We start from the raw sequence: 19,493 nt of genomic DNA on the forward strand, positions 1-19,493 counted from the left end.
CCTAACCTTAATACGACTGTAACCAGTGGGGTTCAGATGCCAGACGACCACGTGGGCGCGACGCAGGTGCCCGCTACCGCGATGAGCTGGTGGCGAGCGCCTCGGTCACGCCGGTACCTGGCGGGGCAGCCGGATCCTGGCGACACGCTGCGTCCGGTCGGTTTGATCACCGTCTGGGTCCGGGTCGGCGTCGTGCTCTCAGCGGCGGTGCTCCTGCTGGTGGGGTCCAGCCCGTTCGTCCAGCACACGGCGGCGGCATGGTATCTCGTCGGCATCGCGACGGTCTACTCGACCGTCATGTTGGGACATCCCACCTGGGAGGTCGAGGGTCGAGTGCCGGCTGCGATCATCACCGTCCTGGACGCGGGGCTGGCGTCGGGGATCGTGGCGTCATCCGGCGGCGCGCAAAGCCCAGCGGTGTCTATCCTGTTTCTGGTCATCGTCGCCGCGGCTGCCCGACTGTCCTTTATCAGCACGCTGGGAGTGGCCCTGCTGCTCGGCGGCTGCTTCGTCACAATCGCGCTGACGGTGAACCCCACGAGCGGCCCAACCCACGATCGCCTCCTAGCCGGGGTGTGGTGGGCGCTGTACCTGCTCTTCACCGGTGCGCTCGCCTCGGGGCTCGTCTTGCTGAACGAGCACGCCGAACGCGCCCGCGGCCTAGCTCAGGCGGAGACCGCCGCCGCGCGCATCGTGGCCGACGAAGAGCGCGATCTCCGGACTCGCCTGACGGCCTCCTACGACGCGCAGCAGACTGGGCTGCGCGTGATCCTCCACGAGTTCCGCACACCTGTAACATCCTTGGATGCGCTGGTCCGTGATCTGTCGCGGGAGACCGGTGGCACGGCGCAGTCCGCCGACCCCCGCCTCGCTTTGTTGACCGCGCACGTCGAGCACCTGTCGGCCATGCTCAACGCGCTGGCCGACGTCGCAGCCAGCCGGCGACCAGCCTTCAGCACAGGGCACCTTCGGGTGGTGAACGTGCACGAATTCATACTCATGGCTGCTGACGCTGCTGGCCTGCCGCGTGAACGACTTCGATTGATCGTCTCGCCATCGAACGCCCACGCCCAACTTGATGCCCAGCTCGTCCGCAGGGTCGTCACAAACCTGCTGGAGAACGCATCCCGCCACGGCCGTGACCAGCCGGTCAGTGTCATCGCGAACCTTGACCAAGGCTCGCTGTCACTGGAGATCGCCGACCGAGGGCCGGGAATGCCCCTTGACCGCGCCGTCGAGCTCACCGCCAAGTTCGCGCAGGCCGGGCAGGAACGAGGCACCGCAGGTCTCGGCCTGTGGATCGTCGACCAGATCATCCAGGCGCTGAACGGCACGATCGACTTTCAGGAGGCCGCCGGAGGCGGGTTGGCCGTGCGCGTGACATTGCCCGTGCGGACGCTGGCTGGTCGCCCACCCACCCAGTCGCCTCACCCATAGGTCCGCACCACGAGCGCCAGGGGGTGGCGATGGTGCGCCCAGACCAACTGGGCCTCGACCGATCTTGCGCGGCCCACACTGTCCGTGGCCTTCATGGGCCACTCGCGGCACGGATGGCCCGTATTGCCGGGTGCGCATTCCCCATACGCTGGGGGAAGAAGCCCTTCAGAGTCGAAGGAGACGATGTCGATGAAGACCAAGGCCGCCGTCTTGTGGGGCCTCAACGAGAAGTGGCAGGTCGAAGAGATCGACCTCGACCCGCCGAACGAGGGTGAGGTCCAGGTCAAACTGGCCGCCAGCGGATTGTGTCATTCCGACGAGCACCTCGTCACCGGCGACATCCCGATCCCGTTCCCGGTCGTGGGTGGACATGAAGGCGCCGGCATCGTTGAGGCGGTGGGCGCGAACGTGACCGAGGTGGCCGAAGGCGATCCTGTTGTCTTGAGCTTTCTCCCGGCATGCGGCAAGTGCTCCTACTGCGCCCGTGGCATGACGAACCTCTGCGATCTGGGTGGCGCGGTGATCCTCGGGCCGCAGCTGGACGGCACCTACCGGTTCCATACTCGCGGCGAGGACGCGGGCCAGATGTGCCTGCTGGGTACCTTTTCCGAGCGCACGGTGGTGCCCGCCGCCTCGGTGGTGAAGATCGACGAAGGGTTTCCGCTGGAGAAGGCCGCCCTTGTCGGGTGTGGGGTCACGACCGGATTCGGTAGCGCCACCCGGGCCGGCGAAGTGCGTGCCGGCGACGTGGTCGTCGTGGTCGGGGCCGGTGGCATCGGTGTCAATGCCATCCAAGGAGCACGGGCCGCCGGCGCGCGTGCCATCGTCGCCGTTGATCCGGTCGAGTACAAACGTGCCAAGGCGGGCGAGTTCGGGGCCACGCACACGGCCGAGTCGATGGACGAAGCGTGGAACGTGGTCAGCGAGTTGACCCGCGGGCAGCTCGCTGACGTATGCGTGCTCACCACCGACGTCGCCGAGGGCTCCTACATCGAGCCCGCTTTGAGTCTGGTGGGCAAGCGTGGGCGTGTGATCGTCACCGCGATCGGCCATCCGGACGAGCACACGATGAGCGGCAACCTCTTCGAACTCACGCTCTACGAGAAGCAGATCCGGGGCGCGCTGTTCGGATCCTCGAATCCGCAGCATGACATTCCGCGACTGCTTGAGTTGTACAACCTCGGCCAACTCAAGCTCGACGAACTGGTGACCGCTGAGTATCAGCTGGAGGACATCAACCAGGGATACCAGGACATGCGTGACGGAAAGAACATCCGCGGAATGATCCGCTTCTGAAACTCCTAAGTCGACAGAAACAGTTATCGTCGCCAAGTTATTCCCGCCCTATCCGGCGTGTATTCGAATCGAGGATGTGACATGGCAATCGACCGCGTCATCCAGCACGGTAAGCGGAATGGGTATGGCAGCCTCTGTGAGGGCGGCCTACGCATGGAATCCTTCCCTATGCGGCTGTTCCGGAAGGGAAACAAGAAATTCTGGGACCCGGAAACGATCGACTTTTCGCAGGACGCCGCGGACTTCGCCGCGATGTCGCCGGACGAGAAGAAGTTGACCTGCATCCTTGCCTCACAGTTCATGGCCGGGGAGGAGTCGGTCGCTCAGGACCTCCAGCCGTTCATGGCGGCCATGGCGGCAGAGGGACGGCTGGCCGACGAGGCCTACCTCACCCAGTTCACCTTCGAAGAGGCCAAGCACATGCAGTCTTTCCGACTGTGGTTCGACGCCGTCGGGCTCGGCACGGACCTGCATGAGTACGTGGAGTACAGCCAGCCATACCAGACAATCTTCGCCGAGGAACTGCCCAAGTCCCTGTACGCCTTGGAGAAGGACCCGTCGCCCGCGGCGCAGGTGCGTGCCTCGATTACCTACAACCACGTCGTCGAGGGTTGTCTCGCCCTCACCGGCTACTTCGGATGGGCGAAGGTATGCGCGAGCAGGAACATCCTGCCGGGCATGCAGCAGCTCATCAAGTACATCGGCGACGACGAGCGCAGGCACATGGCGTGGGGTACCTTCACGTGCCGCCGTCACGTCGCCGCGGACGAGCGGACCTGGGAGGTCGTTGAGGAGCGGATGCAGGAACTAATCGAGCCAGCGATGAGTTTGATCGTGAAGCTGTTCGACCAGTTCGAAGCTGCGCGGGCCCCGTTCGGTATCGATCTCGACGAGATGACCGACTATGGCATGGACAAGATCAACCGTCGGCTGGAGTCGATCGAGGGGGCACGGGGCCGCCCCGTCGAGGAGATCGACGAGGACTACTCGCCTATGCAGCTTGAGGACACCTTCGCCGAGGAGGACGAGAAGGCCGTGGCGAAGTCGCTTGCGGCCGTGTCCTGAGCCGACGCGCTCCGAGCACTGTTCCGTGGAACTGTTCGTCCGGGGGCGGAGACCCGACCCGGGCGAACAGTTCGCGTCGGCAAGGTCACCAGAATCGAGGCAGCAAGAGATGGGCACAACAACCGCGCCAGCTGGCGAGGTCACCGTTGACGTGTTGTTCGTCGGCGCCGGGCCCGTGGGCTTGTTCGGTGCCTACTACGCGGGTTTTCGTGGGCTTACCACGGCGTTGGTGGATCCGCTACCGGAGGCCGGTGGTCAGGTACAGGCGATCTACCCCGAGAAGAACATCTACGACATCGCAGGCCTGCCCGCTGTTCAGGGGCAGCAGCTGATCCGCAACCTCCTCGAGCAGGCGAAACCGTTCGGCCCCCGATTCCTGTTGTCTCAGCAGGCGAGCGACATCCGGGAAGTTGCCGATGGCTGGCGGGTGACGACCTCCTCGGGTGTCGTCGTCAACACGAGAGCCGTGATCGTCACCTCCGGAGTGGGTTCGGTGACCCCGCGTCCGCTACCAGCAGGTGAGGAGCTTCTCGGGCGCGGGCTCTGCTACTTCGTCCCGCAGCTGGAGGTGTTCGACGGCAAGGATGTCGTCGTGGTGGGCGGTGGCGACTCGGCGCTGGACTGGGCACTGGCCGCGGTTCCGCGTGCCCGGTCGGTCACCCTCGTGCACCGTCGCAAGCAGTTCCGGGCGCACGAACATTCGGTCGCGCAGGTGAAGGACAGTCCGTGCCACCTGGTGCTCGACGCCACCGTTACCGCGGTTCGTGGTAACGACAGCGTGGAGAGCGTGGACGTCACTGTGCGCGGGGAGGACGGCGCGCGGGAGCTGAAGGCTCAGGTCGTGGTCGCCGCACTGGGTTTTCTGATGGACCTCGGCCCGATCGCCGGGTGGGGCCTTGAGATGGAGGGGCGGGCCATCCGCGTCGACACCCGGATGCGTACGAATCTGCCGCGCGTCTATGCCGCTGGGGACGCGGCGACCTTTCCGGGCAAGGTGAAATTGATCGCCGTCGGTTTCGGCGAGGTGGCGCTCGCCGTGAACAACGCTGCCGTCGAGTTGAATCCGGACGCGACTCTTGCTCCCGGGCATTCGAGTGATCTCGTGCCCGCGTCGGAACCGTTGGCGCCCGAGGGAAATTCTGCACAGCCGCGAAGCAAGGAGGTCGCAGGATGGCGTTCGTGATCGGCGAGCCGTGTGTCGACGTCAAGGACATGACGTGCATCGAGGAATGCCCGGTCGATTGCATCTACGAGGGCGAACGGATGCTGTACATCCACCCGACGGAATGCATCGACTGCGCGGCCTGCGAGCCGGTATGCCCAGTAGAGGCCATCCGTCCCGCACAACACGTTGACGAGGAATGGAAACCATTCCAGGAGTCGGCGCAGCAGGCGTTTACGGGGATCGGGTCACCGGGAGGATCGACCAAAGTGGATACCCCGATACCCGACACCGAGTTCGTGAAAACGCTCCCTCCCAAGGAGGACTAGTCAAGGTCGAAGGTGCGTCGCGATCGCGATGCCGCATCACGAGGAGTGAGTGTGGGCTCAACCGCTGTGGCTCAACGAGGAGCACGCAGCGCCGCCGATGACGGACAGGCCGGCGGTGATGTCGTGGACCTGTCCGCTGACAACTGGGTGCTTGTTCGTGCGGCTCAACGAGGAGACGCGTCGGCGTATGCCGTGCTGTACGACAGATTCGCGACCAGCGTTCACCGCTTTGCCCTATCCCGTGTCCGCGATCGGCACCTAGCCGAGGACGTCACCAGCGAGACGTTCGCGCGGGCGCTGCGGGCAATCAACTCGCTGGAGTACCGGGGACGAGATGCGGGCGCGTGGTTCCTCACCATCGCCCGCAATATCATCTTCGACCACACGAAGTCCGGGTCCGTGCGGCATGAGGTCACGGTCGACGAGCTTCCGGACGCCTCCGGTCACGAGACGCCGGAGGAGCTCGTCATTCTCGGGATCGCGCGAGCGGAACTGATCCGGTGCCTGGGATTACTCGCCGATGACCAGCGGACGTGTCTTGTGCTGCGGTTCTTCTGCGATCTTTCGGTCAACGAGACCGCGAGAATACTGGACCGCGAACCCGGTGCGGCGCGTGCTCTGCAGTATCGGGCGATTCGTCGTCTTGGCGAGTTGATTGGCGGATCTGCGGATGGGCGGCGTCGCGTGCAGCCGGCACCGTCCGGAGGAGAGAAAGGCAGTTGACGATGACAACAATGACCGTTGACGTTCCGGAATCCGTCCAGCGATTTCTCGGCAGGGCTTCGGACAGCATCGTGGTCGGTGCGGAGCAGCGAAGTGCGACCGGGAACGGCCAGATCACGACTCAGGACCCCGCGACCGGTGCGACGTTGACCAGCATTGCGGCCGGCGGGAAGCCCGACGTCGACGAGGCGGTCGCCTCGGCGCAGTCGGCCTTCGGAGAATGGCGAGCGATGAGCGCGGCAGCCCGCGGGCATGTTCTGCTCGACATCGCGACGATACTGGACGCCCATGCCGAGGAATTGGCGACGCTCGAAACCCTGGACAACGGAAAGCCGTTCACCGAGTCGATGTACGTCGACGTCGCGCTCGCGGCGCAGGTCTGGCGCTACTACGGTGGCTGGACGACGAAACTGACCGGGCAAACCGTGCCGGTCTCTCCTCCGGTCGGAGAGGCACTGGTTTATACTCGGCGGGAACCCCTCGGCGTCGTCGGCGCGATCGTGCCCTGGAATTTCCCGTTGCTCATCGCATCGTGGAAGGTGGCACCGGCGCTGGCGGCCGGAAACACCGTCGTCCTCAAGCCGTCCGAGTTCACCTCGTTGAGCGCCCTGCGGATGGTGGAGTTGGCACTCGAGGCTGGGCTGCCTCCCGGCGCGATGAACCTGGTCACCGGCTACGGGCCCGAGGCGGGACAGGCGCTGATCGATCACCCCGGCGTGGCCAAGATCTCGTTCACTGGTTCGACGGACACCGGCAGGCGCATCGTCACCGCGAGCGCGCCACACCTGAAGAAGCTGACGCTGGAACTGGGTGGGAAGTCGGCGAACATCGTCTTTCCGGACGCCGACCTTGCCGCCGCGGCACAAGGCGCGCTGACCGGGATCTTCATGAACCAAGGGCAGGTGTGCTGCGCCGGATCACGGCTGTTCGTGCATCGCGACGTTCACGACGAGCTGGTACAGGAGCTGGCTTCGGCGGCGAAAGCGATCCAACTGGGTCATGGACTGGCCGACGACACCGAGATGGGCCCGCTCATCTCGCCGAAACAGCTGGAGCGCGTGCAGGGGTATGTCGAGTCGGGGCTGCGCGAAGGCGCGACGCTGGTGTGCGGTGGTGACCGCCCGAATGGTGTACTGGCTAACGGCAATTTCCTGAGCCCGACCGTGTTCACCCAGGTCCGCGACGACATGTCCATCGCGGCTGAGGAAATCTTCGGGCCGGTGCTGTCGGTGCTGTCGTTTGACGACGAGAACGAGGCGGTTCGGCGTGCCAACGCGAGCGCCTACGGATTGGCCGCGGGCGTGTGGACCAACGACGTGAGGCGGGCCCACCGCGTCGCAGCGGAATTGGATGCGGGCACGGTATGGGTGAACATGTACAACATGATCGACCCCGCCGCGCCCTTCGGCGGTTTCAAGGCGTCCGGCTACGGACGCGATCTCGGCGAGGAAGCGTTGCTCGGCTACACACAGACGAAGTCTGTGTGGCTGAACCTCGACTGATCCCAAGAGCCAAGCAGAGGCTCACACCACAAGAAAGGAAATCGCAATGGGCGTGTTCAAGGACGAGGCGGAAGTTCACAAGTACATCGGAGGGGTCTTCGAGAAGGGGCTCGCCGATCCCAAGATCGGCCCAAAACTGTCGGGCTCAGGGGTGATCCTGCAGATCACGTACACCGATCCCGACGCGGTCGTCACGGTCGACATGCCGAACGGCAAAGTGTACGCGGGCGCCACCGATCTCAAGCCCGTTGTGGAACTGTTCATGACAGCCGACGACGGAAACCGGTTCTGGCTCGGCGAACTCAACCTCGCGACCGCGTTGGCGAAGGGCAAGGTCCGCGCTAAGGGACCGACTTCGAAGGTCCTGAAACTTGTGCCCGCCGCGAAGTCCCTGTTCCCGGCATATCGTGAGATGCTGGAAGCGGACGGTCGACAGGACCTGCTTTCGGCGTAACGGAGGTCACCATGCTCAGCACCATGCAGACAACACCGCTGACGGTGTCCTCGATCCTGCGGCACGTGGTGCAGAACCACGGCGATCGTGGAGTCCTCACGGCTACCGGTGACGGCGTCAGGCGGGTTTCCTACCGCGAACTGGGCGAGCGGTGTGGCAAGCTGGCGAACGCGTTGCGTCGCCTCGGTGTCGCCGACGACGACCGGGTCGCGACGTTCCAATGGAACAACCAGGAGCACCTGGAGGCCTATGCGGCGATCCCATCAATGGGCGCCGTGCTACACACCCTCAACATCCGGCTGTCGCCCGAACAGATTCGGTTCATCGCCACACACGCCGAAGACCGGGCGGTCATCGTTGACTCGTCGCTCATCCCACTGATGGCCAAGGTTCTCCCCAGCCTCGACACCGTGCGGTTCGTGCTCGTGACCGGAGAAGGTGACATCACCTCCTTGGCGGGATGCGGCAAGGAGGTGCTGCGTTACGAGGATGTGCTGGCTGGCGAGTCGTCCGAGTTTCCCTGGCTGGACGGTGACGAGAACGCGGCGGCGGCGATGTGCTACACCAGTGGCACGACCGGCGATCCCAAAGGCGTCGTGTACAGCCACCGGTCGATGTACCTACACTCGATGGCCGCGTGTTCCGGGAACGCATTCGGCATCGCGGAACCCGATCGAGTGCTTCCGGTGGTTCCGATGTTCCACGCCAACGCATGGGGCCTGCCTTACGCGGCGTTGATGGCTGGCGCGGACCTGCTGCTACCTGACCGATTCCTGCAAGCAGAACCTCTGGCGGACATCATCCAGGCGCAGCGCCCGACGCTTGCCGGCGCTGTGCCCACCATCTGGAATGACCTCTTGCATCATGTCGATCGAAACCCGGACATCGACCTCTCCTCGTTGCGCCTGGTCGCTTGCGGTGGTTCGGCGGTGCCGAGAGCGTTGATGGAGTCGTTCGAGCAGAGGTTCGGCGTCACGATCGTGCAGGCATGGGGCATGACCGAGACTTCGCCGCTTGGCGCAATCGCGACGCCCCCGGCCGCCGCCGAAGGGGAAGACCGAATGCGGTACCGGGCCACTCAAGGACGGCCAGTTTGCGGCGTCGAACTCAGGCTGGTGGACGACGACGACAGGGTGCTCCCGCGCGACGGCAAGGCGGTCGGCGAGTTGGAGGTGCGTGGTCCGTGGGTTACCGGGTCGTACTATCGTGTCGAAGCCGAGGACAGGTTCCACGACGGCTGGCTGCGAACCGGCGATGTCGGGAACATCAGCCCGGACGGGTTCCTCACCCTAACCGACCGGGCCAAGGACGTCATCAAGTCCGGTGGCGAGTGGATCTCCTCGGTTGAGCTGGAAAATCTGCTTATGGGCCATCCCGACGTCGTCGAGGCAGCGGTCATCGCCGTATCCGACCCCAAGTGGCAGGAGCGACCCCTTGCCGCCGTGGTGCTTCGAGACGGCACTGAGACGACTGCCGACCAGCTGCGGTCGTGGTTGGCCGACAAGGTTCCGAAGTGGTGGCTGCCGGAACGATGGGCATTCGTTGACCAGGTCCCGCGCACGAGCGTCGGCAAGTTCGACAAGAAGGCTCTACGCCGTATCCACTCGGATGGCAGGCTGGCGGTGAACGAAGTATACGAATAGCTTCGTTCGTCATCAGGAGCAGTGTCGATGGTTCCGGCTGCGGCTGGCGGAGCTCACCAACGATGAGGTGTGAGCTACCTGTCGGCATGTCACCGGGCATCGACCATGAGACCCCGACCGTGGCGCGAAGTAGCACCGAGGATTGATATCCAGTAGCGTCAACCCAAGCAGAGAGCCGAGTTACAGCCGCTCGCCCCGCACTGCCCGGGTGCGCCGCGCCGACATACGGAGGCGCGGCGCACGACCCTGGACCGCCCAGGTGTCCCCCACGACTGCGACACGTAACCCGACCTGAAGTATGACACGCGACAGCTCCTTCAGCGGGAACGGGGGCACAGCCACCGCTTGCTGGCTGCACCGCGATCTGCCAGGAGTGGCGCTCGACGTGGTGCGCGGTGTGGTCGCGTGGTGGTTGATCCGTCGAGCCGGTCCCGAGCGGACCAATAGTCATCGAACCAGTTCGCGACGTACCGGATGCCTTCGCTAATCCGTTCCTGGTTCCTGGCAACGCGGAATCCACATCAGACTCCCTTCCACGTCGGCGCGGAGTTCCGTAGCTGTCCCATGGCTTCACCGTCGCGTCGTACCGGGAACACGACGTGCCGTTCTCCGTCCAACGTCCGCACCCAGGTCGCTGTTCTCGGCCACCTCGGTGAGCGCGCGGACCGGGCTGACCGGTGCGTCGGTTCCGGCGAACAGCACGAGCCGGGTGTCCGGTCGCGGGTGGCGAATGTGCGGTGCAGCAGCGCGTGTAGCTCGTCGCCATGTCGCAGCTGGTTCCCCAGGCCTGGGAACCGCGTGTCGGCGAACGCAGGCTCGATGGTCGCGAGCACCGCGCGGGTCGGCGCCCAGAACCGCTCGTCGACGGCGCCGAGGGCGAGCCAGCGCCCCGTCGGCGGTCGCGGAGACATCGTTGGTGGGGTAGAGGTGGCGCCGGTCGTCCGCGCCGCGCTCCAGCGGTGGGCCGCCGCGCGCGGCGGCCCACGCGGTCATCACGTCGGTCATGCTCACGTCGAGGTGGCAGCCTAGGCTGGTATGGGGCCCGTTCGTACAGGGCCGACAAGATCGCGATGAGGCGAAGCACGACGAGCCGAGGTCGGCCATCGGCACGCCTCGGCGTGGTTCCTGGCTCCAGCGCCCGCTGAACGACAGTGTGCCGGATGCAGCGAGGTAGTTGATGTCGTGGCCGGGCAGTTGCTCGCCGCGGCTGCCGTAGCCGGAGATGGAGCGGTACACGATGCCGGGATTGATCTCGGCGACGCGTTCGTGCCGACGCCGAGCTCGTTCATCACGCCCGGTCGGAAGCCCTCGACGAGCACGTCGTGCTCCCGCGCCAAGTCGAGGAACTCGGCCTGGCCTGCCAGGGTCTTGAGGTCGATGACCACGCCGTGTTTGTTGCGGTTTGCCGCGGCGAATAGCTCACCGCGGATCAGCCGGCCGCCGTCCCTGCCCGGCGGCTCCACCTTGGTCACCTCGGCACCGAGGTCGCCGAGCACCTGCGCCGCCCACGGTCCCGGCAGCAGTTGGGATGCGCGTCGAACACTCGCACCCCGTCCAGTACGCCGCGCTTACCCATGCTTCTCCATAAGCACCACGCGGTTGACCAGTCCGGCCGCGGCCGCGGTAGGAGCCGGGAACCGTTCACCGAGCATCAGTAGTTCAGCCGCGCGGGTTGGGCCCAGACTGCGGGTGAGAAACCAGGCCAACCCGCCGTCGGGCGCCATCCCGCGTTGGGGGAACGGGGCCGCGGAGAAGGCGTCTTCGGCGGTGACGACGAGGTCACAGCAGCGCACCAGGCTCCAGGCGACGCCGACCGCGAAGCCCTCCACCGCGGCGATCGTGGGCATCGACAGGCGCGCCAGCCTGGTGAGGGCGCGGTCCCCGACAGACAACCTGGCGGATGGGGCGCCGATGCCTTCGCCTCGGGACGGGGAGGTTTCACGTCCCCGCCCGCCGAGAAACAGCCTGCGGCTCCGGTGAGCACCAGTGCGCGGATCGTGCTGTCCTCACTGACCTCCGACAGGGCCGCGTCCAGCTCCGCCCAGGTCTGCCAGCCGATCGCATGTTCCGCCGGCACCATTTGATCGACTAGCCCGAGACGCAACCCCTCTTCGGGGGTGACCGCCCTACCGGTGTAGAGCAACTCTAGCGTCGGGCCCTTACCGACGGCCTCTACCAGTCGCTGCGTGCCGCCCGCCCCGGGAAGCAGCCTCAACCGCACCTCGGGCAGGCCCAGCCGGGTCCCTTCGGCCACGAACCGCGGGTCGCAGGCCAGGGCCAGCTCCAGCCCGCCACCCACGGCCGGACCGTTGACCGCCGCGATCCTCGGCATCGGCAGCCGCTGCAAGTCGTCGAAACCGCGCTGGATCGCGCTGACGAACCTCGGAAACAATGAGTCATCGAGCCCGCGCAACATCTTGATGTCGGCGCCGGCGATGAACCTGGACCGGGTGCTGGTGATCACGACGGCACCGACGTCTCCCCGCCGCACAAGTGAGGTGGCCGCCCGGCTGAGCTGGTCCACGAGTTGCCGGTCGAGCGCGTTGGCGGGTGGCCGGTCGACAGTCAGGACCGCGACCGCCCGTTCGACCTTGACCCGAACGTAGCCGTTCTCCGTGGGCGTTCCCATCGTACTCACCGCCACGGGGAGAAGCCGGGGGCGCGCTTCTCCAGGAACGCCGATGCGCCCTCGGTCTGCTCACCCCAAGTCCAGAAGCCGGGGTTGACCTGGTCGAGGATCTTGAACCGGTCCTGCGCCTTGCGAACCGGTGCCAGGGAGTCGTCGAACGACTTCTTCACCAGCTTCAGTACCGTGGGGCTCAACGCCAGCAGTTCGTCGCACCAGCGCCGGACCTCGGTGTCGAGTTCATCCGCCGGTACGACCGAGTTGACCAAGCTCCACTGGAGAGCTTGCTGAGCGTCGTGGCGCCGACACAACATCCAGATCTCCTTGGCCCGTTTCATGCCGACGACGGACCAGAGGTGGCTGACGATCCATCCCTCGGCCGTGCTGGCCACGCGCGGCCCGTTCTGCCCGAACACTGACCGGTCCGAGGAGATCGTGAAGTCGCACATGTACGCCATGTAGTGTCCGCCCTGATCGCGTATCCGTCCACCCGGGCGATCACCGGTTTCAGGCAATCTCGCAACGCCTGGTACAGCCGTTCGCACCTCTCGTCGAAGGCGTCGGCTCCTGCCGCGGCGGAGATCGTCCGCGCGCTCTCGGTGGCGACGTCACCGCCGGCGGAGAAGGCTCGCTCTCCTGCGCCGGTCAACACGATCACGCCCACCTGGCCGTCCTCGGCGGCACGGGCGACCGCACGGTTCCACTGCGCATCTGCGTCCAGGGCGACGTCACGTTCGAGGGCTGACACACCGATCGCGCGAGCGTCGGCCGGCGCTCGCGCCATTCGCGCACCGCCGAACGACTCCACTGATCGTCCACTAAGGATCGCCATCGCGTCACGTTGATGAAGAGGTGACTCATGCACGCGTCAACCACCGAAATGCCGAATCTCGCCGCCTATGACGTCATCCTCGTCAACAGCAGCGGCGGCAAGGACTCACAAGCAATGCTCGACGAGGTCTGTACCCTCGCCGAGGCCGTGGGAGTCCTCGATCGCATCACCGTCCTGCACTGCGCGCTCGGTCACGTCGAGTGGCCCGGCACCAGCGAACTCGCCCGCAAACGAGCAAGGACTGCTCCTCGACCAAGTTCGTCGCCGCGGTCGCTGGCCTTCGGCCTCGGCTCGCTACTGCACTTCGGGCCAGAAGCGAGGCCCAGCAAGGAAACTCATTACGCAACTGGTCGCCGAGCTCGGCGATCTGGGCCGTCCGGGACTGTCCGAACAACGGTGGATCTGATCTTGGTCTGACACGCCGGGCGTGAGCTTGGCGGGAAGGATCGATCATGACCGAAACACTGGACCTCGTGACCGATGATGTGGATCAGCAGCGGCTGGCGGAGCAGCTGCTCGCGCAGGCCAAGGAACAGGGCGTCGACCTGGTGGGGCCGGACGGGCTGCTGAACCAACTGACGAAGAATGTGCTCGAAACCGCGCTGGACGCGGAGATGACCGAGCACCTGGGATACGACAAGCACGACCCGGCCGGCCGCGACAGCGGGAACTCCCGCAACGGCACCAGATCGAAAACGGTACTGACCGAGATCGGGCCGGTGGAGATCGAGGTGCCGCGCGACACCGACTCCTCGTTCGATCCGCAGATCGTGCGCAAGCGGCAACGCCGGTTGACCGGTGTCGATGAGATCGTGCTGTCGCTATCGGCGAAGGGCCTGACCACCGGTGAGATCGCCGCACACTTCGACGATGTCTACGGCGCGAAGGTTTCCAAAGACACCATCTCGCGGATCACCGACAAGGTCGTCGCGGAGATGACCGAGTGGGCAAACCGGCCACTGGACCGCGTGTATCCGGTGCTGTTCATCGACGCGATCCACGTCAAGATCCGCGACGGGCAGGTCACCAACCGGCCCATCTATGTCGCCATCGGCGTTACCGTCAACGGCGAACGTGACATCCTCGGCCTGTGGGCCGGAGACGGCGGCGAGGGCGCCAAGTTCTGGCTCAGCGTGTTGACCGAGATCAAGAACCGCGGCGTTGCCGATGTGTGCATCGCGGTCTGCGACGGGCTGAAAGGGCTGCCGGAGACCATCATCACGGTGTGGGAGCGGGCGGTCGTGCAGACGTGCGTCATCCACCTGATCCGCAACGTGCGCCGTGAGGCGCCTGTTATTTCGATCGGAGGTGAGAGACCTTCGACGCCGGGCCGTCGCAGCGGTTTGGTGAAGCTGAGGGCAGCCTGATCCGCGGAGTGGCGGGGAAGGGTGGAAGCGGCCCTGACAAAGCCGGGACGTGCCAGTACCGCCAGATGGTGCGGGCCCGGCGAGCGAGACGAGAAGGTGCACGTGAGAAACCAGCGGTGAAGCCTCGTTAGCAGGAACCGGCTCGAGCCTGGTGGATCTGGGCCGGGGCGTGGTGCGTGGTCCCCACTGTTTCGATGGGGCCTCCCGTCATGATCGAAGCCGTCGGTCGTGACAGTTCGGGATGAAGGTCTGCGGCGTAGTCCCGAGGGCCGCCGGGTATAGCTGGGCGCCTAACTCGTTGATCGGTAACAGGTGAACACGGGAACCGTCCCGGTCCTGCCTTGCGCGACCGTGTGTCCGATGCGGTGACGTGAGGCTGGGTCCGCTGCCGGCCGATCGGGCCGGGACGGGGCGGAGCCACCGTAGTAGTCCGAGGCCGGGAGAGCCGGTCACATGGCGAAGGGCGGCAGCGATGTGAGCGGGAAGGATGCTGTCATGCCGGAAGACGCACCGGTGAATATTGGTGCTCTGCTCGACCGCCCACTGGTGGTCCGGGAGCGGGTACTGGGGATTCAGACCAAACTGCACCGTTGGGCGACGGCCGACCGGGGCCGTCGCTTTGATGATCTGTTCAACCTCGTGGTGGACCCGGCGTTCCTCGTCATGGCGTGGACCCGAGTCCGGGAGAACAAGGGCGCCAAGACGGCCGGGATCGACGGGGCAACCGCGTGGTCGATCGAGAACAGCGAACGCGGCGTGGCCGGTTTCCTGACCGAACTGCGGTCCTCGGTGAAGAATCGTTCGTTCCGGCCAGCCCCGGTGCGCACCGCGCAGATCCCCAAGACGGGCGGCAAAATCCGCCGCCTGGGGATCCCAACGGTGCGCGACCGCGTCGTGCAGGCGTCCTTGAAACTGGTGTTGGAACCTATCCTGGAGGCCGATTTCGACCCGTGCAGCTACGGGTTCCGCCCGCAATGCCGATGCCAGGACGCCATCGAGGAGATCCGCTTTCACGCCGCACGCGGCTACGAGCAGGTCTTCGAGGTCGATATCGCCGCCTGCTTCGACGAAATCTCGCACCCGGCCCTGATGGACCGGCTGCGGACTCGTGTCGGAGACCGGCGTGTCCTGGCGCTGATCAAGGCGTTCCTGAAGGCGGGCCTGCTGGACGAGTTGCGTGACTTCCGGGACACCACCACCGGAACTCCTCAGGGCGGCATCCTCTCGCCGCTGCTGGCCAATCTCGCTTTGAGTGTTCTCGACGAGCATTTCCGCGCCCGGTGGGAGGCGATGGGCACCCAGATCCAACGCTGGCGAGCCACCCGGCGCGGGGCCGCGACCTACTGCCTGATCCGCTATGCGGACGACTTCGTGGTGATGGTCTTCGGCACCCGGCAGCACGCCGAGAACCTCTACGGGGAGATCGAAACGGTCCTGGACCAGGTCGGGTTGCGGCTGGCGCCCGACAAGACCCGGGTGACCGGCATCGACGAGGGCGTCGACTTTCTCGGGTTTCAAATCCAGCGACACCGGCAGAAAGGAAGCGACCGGCGGCTGATCTACACCTATCCGTCGAAGACGTCCCTGGCGACGATTCGACGCAAGGTCAGCGCAGCCACCGGCAGACAGACCACCAGCCTCCCCGCGGACAAGCTGTTCGTTCGTTTAGGACAGATAACCCGCGGCTGGGCCTTCTACTTCCGGCACGGCGCGTCCAGCCGGGCGTTCGGCGCTCTCGACCACCATCTGTGGTGGAGGGTCTGGCGCTGGCTGCGCAACAAGCATCCGAACCGGAACGCGCGGTGGATCATCCGCCGCTACTACGGCCCCGGCCAGTGGTGGCCCACCAGCAACGGCGTCCGGCTCTTCCAACCCGCAACGGTGAGCATCCAGCGTTACCGATTCCGGGGCGCGAAGATCCCGAACCTGTGGACGGCCCAGAAGGCATAACGGCACTCGCGGAGAGCCCGGTGCACGGAAACGGGCACGCCGGGTTCGGCGGGCGGCCCGCAAACGGACCGGTGGCAACACCGGCACCGCGCTGCGGGCCGACCCCACTCGTTCCGCTATGCCGGACGCCAACACCGGGATGCGATCGTGCGAGGTCTGAAGCCGATCTACACGGCGCCATCGGAGCAGGCGGCCACCGACCGGTTCGACGAGTTCGCGAAGCAGTGGCAGGACAAGTACCCGGCGATCGTGGCGTTGTGGCGCAACGCCTGGGCCGAGTTCGTGCCGTTCCTCGAATACGACGTCGAGATTCGCAAGGTCATCTGCACCACGAACGCGATCGAGTCGATCAACGCCCGCTACCGGCGGGCATCAAGGCCCGCGGTCATTTCCCCTCCGACGCCGCGGCGCTGAAGTGCCTGTACCTCGTCACCCGATCTCTAGACCCCACCGGCCGTGGCAAGGCACGATGGACGATGCGCTGGAAAGCGCCGTTAAACGCGTTCGCGATCACCTTCCCCGGACGCCTCGACCCGACCACCAACGAGAACCAAGATCAGATCCACCGTTCATCTGACAGACCCCTGATCTGCGCCGTGGTTCGCTGACCTGCTGGTTTGTCGCGTTGTCGGGTGGAATCTGTGCACTAAATCGCGGCTCTAGGGTTGCCGGGTGGCTTATGTCCGGACCGTGAAGACCGCCTCGGGGGCGCGTGCGGTGCAGATTGTGCACTCCTCCCATAAGAGCGTGTCTCGTTTGGATCTTGGTTGGGTTGCGGGCATGATCTTGGTTCGTGGTTGATGAGTTGTCGCGGCGGTTGGTGCCTGATGAGCTGTGGGCACTGGTCGAACCGCTGGTCCCTGCGCATCAGGTTCGTCCGCAGGGAGGCGGACGGTCGCGCGTGGATGATCGTGCTGTGTTCACCGCGATCGTGTTCGTGCTGACAAGCGGGTGCGCTTGGCGACACCTGCCACCCAGCTTCGGAGTGAAGGTCCCGACCGCGCATCGTCGCTTCACCGAGTGGACGAAAGCCGGATTATGGCGCAGGTTGCATCGCGCGGTACTCGATGAACTCGGCAGCCAGGGAATGATCGACTGGTCCCGCGCGGTCCTGGACGGAGCCTCCGTCAGGGCCAAAAGGGGGGATCTCTGACCGGTCCCAGTCCTGTGGACCGCGGGAAACCCGGCTCGAAGATCCATGCACTGTCCGACCGGGCGGGACTGCCGCTGGCGGTCGCGATCTCGGCCGCGAACACCAACGACGCGCACGCCCTCAAACCGCTGATTCTGGCCATCCCCGCCGTGAACTCCCGGCGGGGGCCCCGCCGGCGCAAGCCGGACAAGCTCCACGCCGACAAAGCCTACGACCAGGCCGAACTCCGAGACTGGGTACGCAAGCAAGGAATCACCGTGCGCATCGCCCGCAAAGGCATCGAATCCAGCCAGAAACTCGGCAAGCACCGCTGGGTCATCGAACGATGTATCGCGTGGCTGTTCGGATACCGACGATTGACCATACGCTACGAGCGCTACGCCAACCACTTCTGCGCCTTCCTCACTCTCGCCGCAGCCCTCACCTGCTTCAAGAAACTCGCGAAATGAGACATGCTCTAAGGGCTCTCGCGACATCGAGCACATCAGCTCCGCCCACGACGATGTGGAGTTGGAGCTGTTGCGGACGGTCGCTCGCCAGCGGCTCGTCGCCGGGCAGGGCGAGCTCGACCTGGGGCTCGATGCGCCGCCGGAGGCGGGTGGTCCGTTGCCGATCACAGCCTCGCGGATGGGGCACTTGTGGGACGCGCTCTCGCTGGCCTACGAGGTCCTCGGGTTCGATGCCGCCGCCGACGGGGACGAGGTGTTCCGGCAACTGGTGCTGGCGCGCATTATCGAGCCGACCAGCAAGCTGGACTCGCTGCGGGTGCTGGAGGAGACGGGCATCGCGCCGGTGTCGTATCGGACCCTCAAGCGGCGCCTGCACGCCTATGCCGGCGAAGCGTGGCGGGAGCGGCTGGCGGCGCTGTGCGCCCATCATGTTGGTCTGGGGCCTGCGACGTTGCTGCTCTACGACGTGGCGACCCTGTACTTCGAGACCGACGCCGGGGACGGGTTCCGCGAGTCCGGGTTCTCCAAGGAACGCCGCCTGGAACCTCAAATCACCGTCGGGCTGCTGACCGACGCGACGGGGTTTCCGTTGATGGTCAACGCGTTCGAGGGTAACACGGCCGAGACCACCACCATGCTGCCTACGATCACGGCGTTCCTGGCCGCCCACCGCCTGACAGATGTGGTCATCGTCGCTGACGCCGGGATGATCTCCGAGAAGAACATGAAGGACATCGAGGCCGCAGGCCTGTCGTTCATCCTCGGGATGAAGATCCCCGAGATCCCCTACATCGTCGCCGAGTGGCGCAAGGCCCACCCGGACACCGAGATCGCCGACGGGCAAGTGTTCACCCAGCCGTGGCCGGCCGGGCCGACTGATAAGCGCAAGGACCAGGTGCGCTACTACCAGTACAAGCACGATCGAGCTCGGCGCACGCTCAAAGGCATCGACGAACAGGTCCGCAAAGCCGAGCAGGCCGTGGCCGGCAAGACCGCGATCAAGCGCAACCGATTCGTCAAGCTCACCGACGCCACCAAGACCGTCAACCGCGACCTCGACCTGGAGGCCAAGGCCCGGGCACTGGCCGGGATCAAAGGCTACGTCACCAACATCGAAGACCCCACGCCCGAGCAGGTCATCGGCGCCTACCACCAACCGTTTCAGATCGAGAAAAGCTTTCGCATGGCCAAATCGGACCTGGCCGCACGCCCGATCTTCCATCGCACCAGGGACTCGATCGAGGCGCACCTGACGATCGTGTTCGCCGCCCTGGCCGTCTCCCGCTGGATCGAGGACACAACCGGCTGGTCCATCAAGAAGTTCGTCAAGACCATCCGCCGCTACCGCACGCTCCATATCCAGGCCGGCGACTACGTGATCACGGCAGCCGACCCACTACCCGACAACATCCAGCACGTTCTCGAAGCGATCAAAGCCCGAGCCGCTACGCACTAAATTGGCCCAACTCGGGAAGCACTGCAACCCTCGCTGGCGAAGAGCTTTG

General features: G+C 65.5%; 14 protein-coding genes and 6 pseudogenes. 15 read left to right on the forward strand and 5 right to left on the reverse strand.

Annotated elements, in window-relative coordinates; all coding sequences use genetic code 11:
- Positions 1-162 precede the first annotated feature (162 nt).
- From ACFSZT_RS08935 to ACFSZT_RS08975, 9 genes are all read left to right on the forward strand, one after another.
- Positions 163-1,437 (forward strand): sensor histidine kinase, encoded by a 1,275-nt coding sequence (locus ACFSZT_RS08935; RefSeq protein WP_233520113.1) that lies wholly within the window; start codon positions 163-165, stop codon positions 1,435-1,437.
- A gap of 189 nt (positions 1,438-1,626) precedes the next feature.
- The gene (locus tag ACFSZT_RS08940) at positions 1,627-2,733 is read left to right on the forward strand and encodes an NDMA-dependent alcohol dehydrogenase (RefSeq protein ID WP_009156912.1); all 1,107 of its coding nucleotides are present in this window, start codon (positions 1,627-1,629) and stop codon (positions 2,731-2,733) included.
- 81 nt (positions 2,734-2,814) lie between these two features.
- Positions 2,815-3,798, forward strand: coding sequence for a R2-like ligand-binding oxidase (locus ACFSZT_RS08945; protein ID WP_110341455.1), 984 nt, complete (start codon positions 2,815-2,817; stop codon positions 3,796-3,798).
- 109 nt (positions 3,799-3,907) lie between these two features.
- Positions 3,908-4,981 (forward strand): NAD(P)/FAD-dependent oxidoreductase, encoded by a 1,074-nt coding sequence (locus ACFSZT_RS08950; RefSeq protein ID WP_110341453.1) that lies wholly within the window; start codon positions 3,908-3,910, stop codon positions 4,979-4,981.
- Positions 4,969-5,289 (forward strand): ferredoxin, encoded by a 321-nt coding sequence (gene fdxA, locus ACFSZT_RS08955; protein ID WP_110341451.1) that lies wholly within the window; start codon positions 4,969-4,971, stop codon positions 5,287-5,289. The genes ACFSZT_RS08950 and fdxA overlap by 13 nt, the downstream gene beginning before the upstream one ends.
- 51 nt (positions 5,290-5,340) lie before the next feature.
- Entirely contained in the window at positions 5,341-6,012 is a 672-nt protein-coding gene (locus ACFSZT_RS08960) for a sigma-70 family RNA polymerase sigma factor (RefSeq protein WP_110341449.1), read from the forward strand.
- Between the two features lie 11 nt (positions 6,013-6,023).
- Positions 6,024-7,514 (forward strand): aldehyde dehydrogenase family protein, encoded by a 1,491-nt coding sequence (locus ACFSZT_RS08965; protein ID WP_308191222.1) that lies wholly within the window; start codon positions 6,024-6,026, stop codon positions 7,512-7,514.
- Positions 7,515-7,560: 46 nt separating this feature from the next.
- The gene (locus ACFSZT_RS08970; protein ID WP_110341445.1) at positions 7,561-7,968 is read left to right on the forward strand and encodes an SCP2 sterol-binding domain-containing protein; all 408 of its coding nucleotides are present in this window, start codon (positions 7,561-7,563) and stop codon (positions 7,966-7,968) included.
- Positions 7,969-7,979: 11 nt separating this feature from the next.
- Positions 7,980-9,611, forward strand: coding sequence for a long-chain fatty acid--CoA ligase (locus ACFSZT_RS08975; RefSeq protein WP_110341443.1), 1,632 nt, complete (start codon positions 7,980-7,982; stop codon positions 9,609-9,611).
- Between the two features lie 570 nt (positions 9,612-10,181).
- Here ACFSZT_RS08975 and ACFSZT_RS08980 read toward each other — a convergent pair.
- The 5 genes and pseudogenes from ACFSZT_RS08980 to ACFSZT_RS09000 all read right to left on the reverse strand — a co-directional run.
- A pseudogene (locus tag ACFSZT_RS08980) lies at positions 10,182-11,149 on the reverse strand (CoA transferase); the annotation flags it as partial.
- Between the two features lie 30 nt (positions 11,150-11,179).
- Positions 11,180-11,503 (reverse strand): enoyl-CoA hydratase/isomerase family protein, encoded by a 324-nt coding sequence (locus ACFSZT_RS08985; protein ID WP_255565695.1) that lies wholly within the window; start codon positions 11,501-11,503, stop codon positions 11,180-11,182.
- 230 nt (positions 11,504-11,733) lie between these two features.
- Positions 11,734-12,240: pseudogene (locus tag ACFSZT_RS08990) on the reverse strand (enoyl-CoA hydratase/isomerase family protein); the annotation flags it as partial.
- 5 nt (positions 12,241-12,245) lie between these two features.
- The gene (locus ACFSZT_RS08995; protein ID WP_110341435.1) at positions 12,246-12,695 is read right to left on the reverse strand and encodes an enoyl-CoA hydratase-related protein; all 450 of its coding nucleotides are present in this window, start codon (positions 12,693-12,695) and stop codon (positions 12,246-12,248) included.
- 26 nt (positions 12,696-12,721) lie between these two features.
- A pseudogene (locus ACFSZT_RS09000) lies at positions 12,722-13,069 on the reverse strand (enoyl-CoA hydratase/isomerase family protein); the annotation flags it as partial.
- Positions 13,070-13,096: 27 nt separating this feature from the next.
- Here ACFSZT_RS09000 and ACFSZT_RS09005 point away from each other — a divergent pair.
- The 6 genes and pseudogenes from ACFSZT_RS09005 to ACFSZT_RS09030 all read left to right on the forward strand — a co-directional run.
- Entirely contained in the window at positions 13,097-13,486 is a 390-nt protein-coding gene (locus tag ACFSZT_RS09005) for a hypothetical protein (protein ID WP_199542763.1), read from the forward strand.
- A 35-nt stretch (positions 13,487-13,521) separates the two neighbouring features.
- A pseudogene (locus ACFSZT_RS09010) lies at positions 13,522-14,358 on the forward strand (IS256 family transposase); the annotation flags it as partial.
- A gap of 573 nt (positions 14,359-14,931) precedes the next feature.
- Positions 14,932-16,386, forward strand: a complete 1,455-nt coding sequence (gene ltrA, locus ACFSZT_RS09015) for a group II intron reverse transcriptase/maturase (RefSeq protein ID WP_199542766.1) — start codon at positions 14,932-14,934, stop codon at positions 16,384-16,386.
- A gap of 105 nt (positions 16,387-16,491) precedes the next feature.
- Positions 16,492-16,994, forward strand: a pseudogene (locus tag ACFSZT_RS09020) (transposase); the annotation flags it as partial.
- 185 nt (positions 16,995-17,179) lie between these two features.
- Positions 17,180-17,988 (forward strand): IS5 family transposase gene (locus ACFSZT_RS09025; protein ID WP_377478151.1). Its coding sequence is split into 2 segments (ribosomal slippage): positions 17,180-17,522 and positions 17,522-17,988, totalling 810 coding nucleotides; the frame shifts between segments, so codons are not numbered across the junction.
- Between the two features lie 10 nt (positions 17,989-17,998).
- Positions 17,999-19,444 (forward strand): annotated as a pseudogene (locus ACFSZT_RS09030) (IS1634 family transposase); the annotation flags it as partial.
- Between the last annotated feature and the right edge of the window lie 49 nt (positions 19,445-19,493).

Origin of the sequence: Prauserella oleivorans (genome assembly GCF_042685745.1) — a bacterium.
Lineage (GTDB): Bacteria > Actinomycetota > Actinomycetes > Mycobacteriales > Pseudonocardiaceae > Prauserella_A > Prauserella_A oleivorans.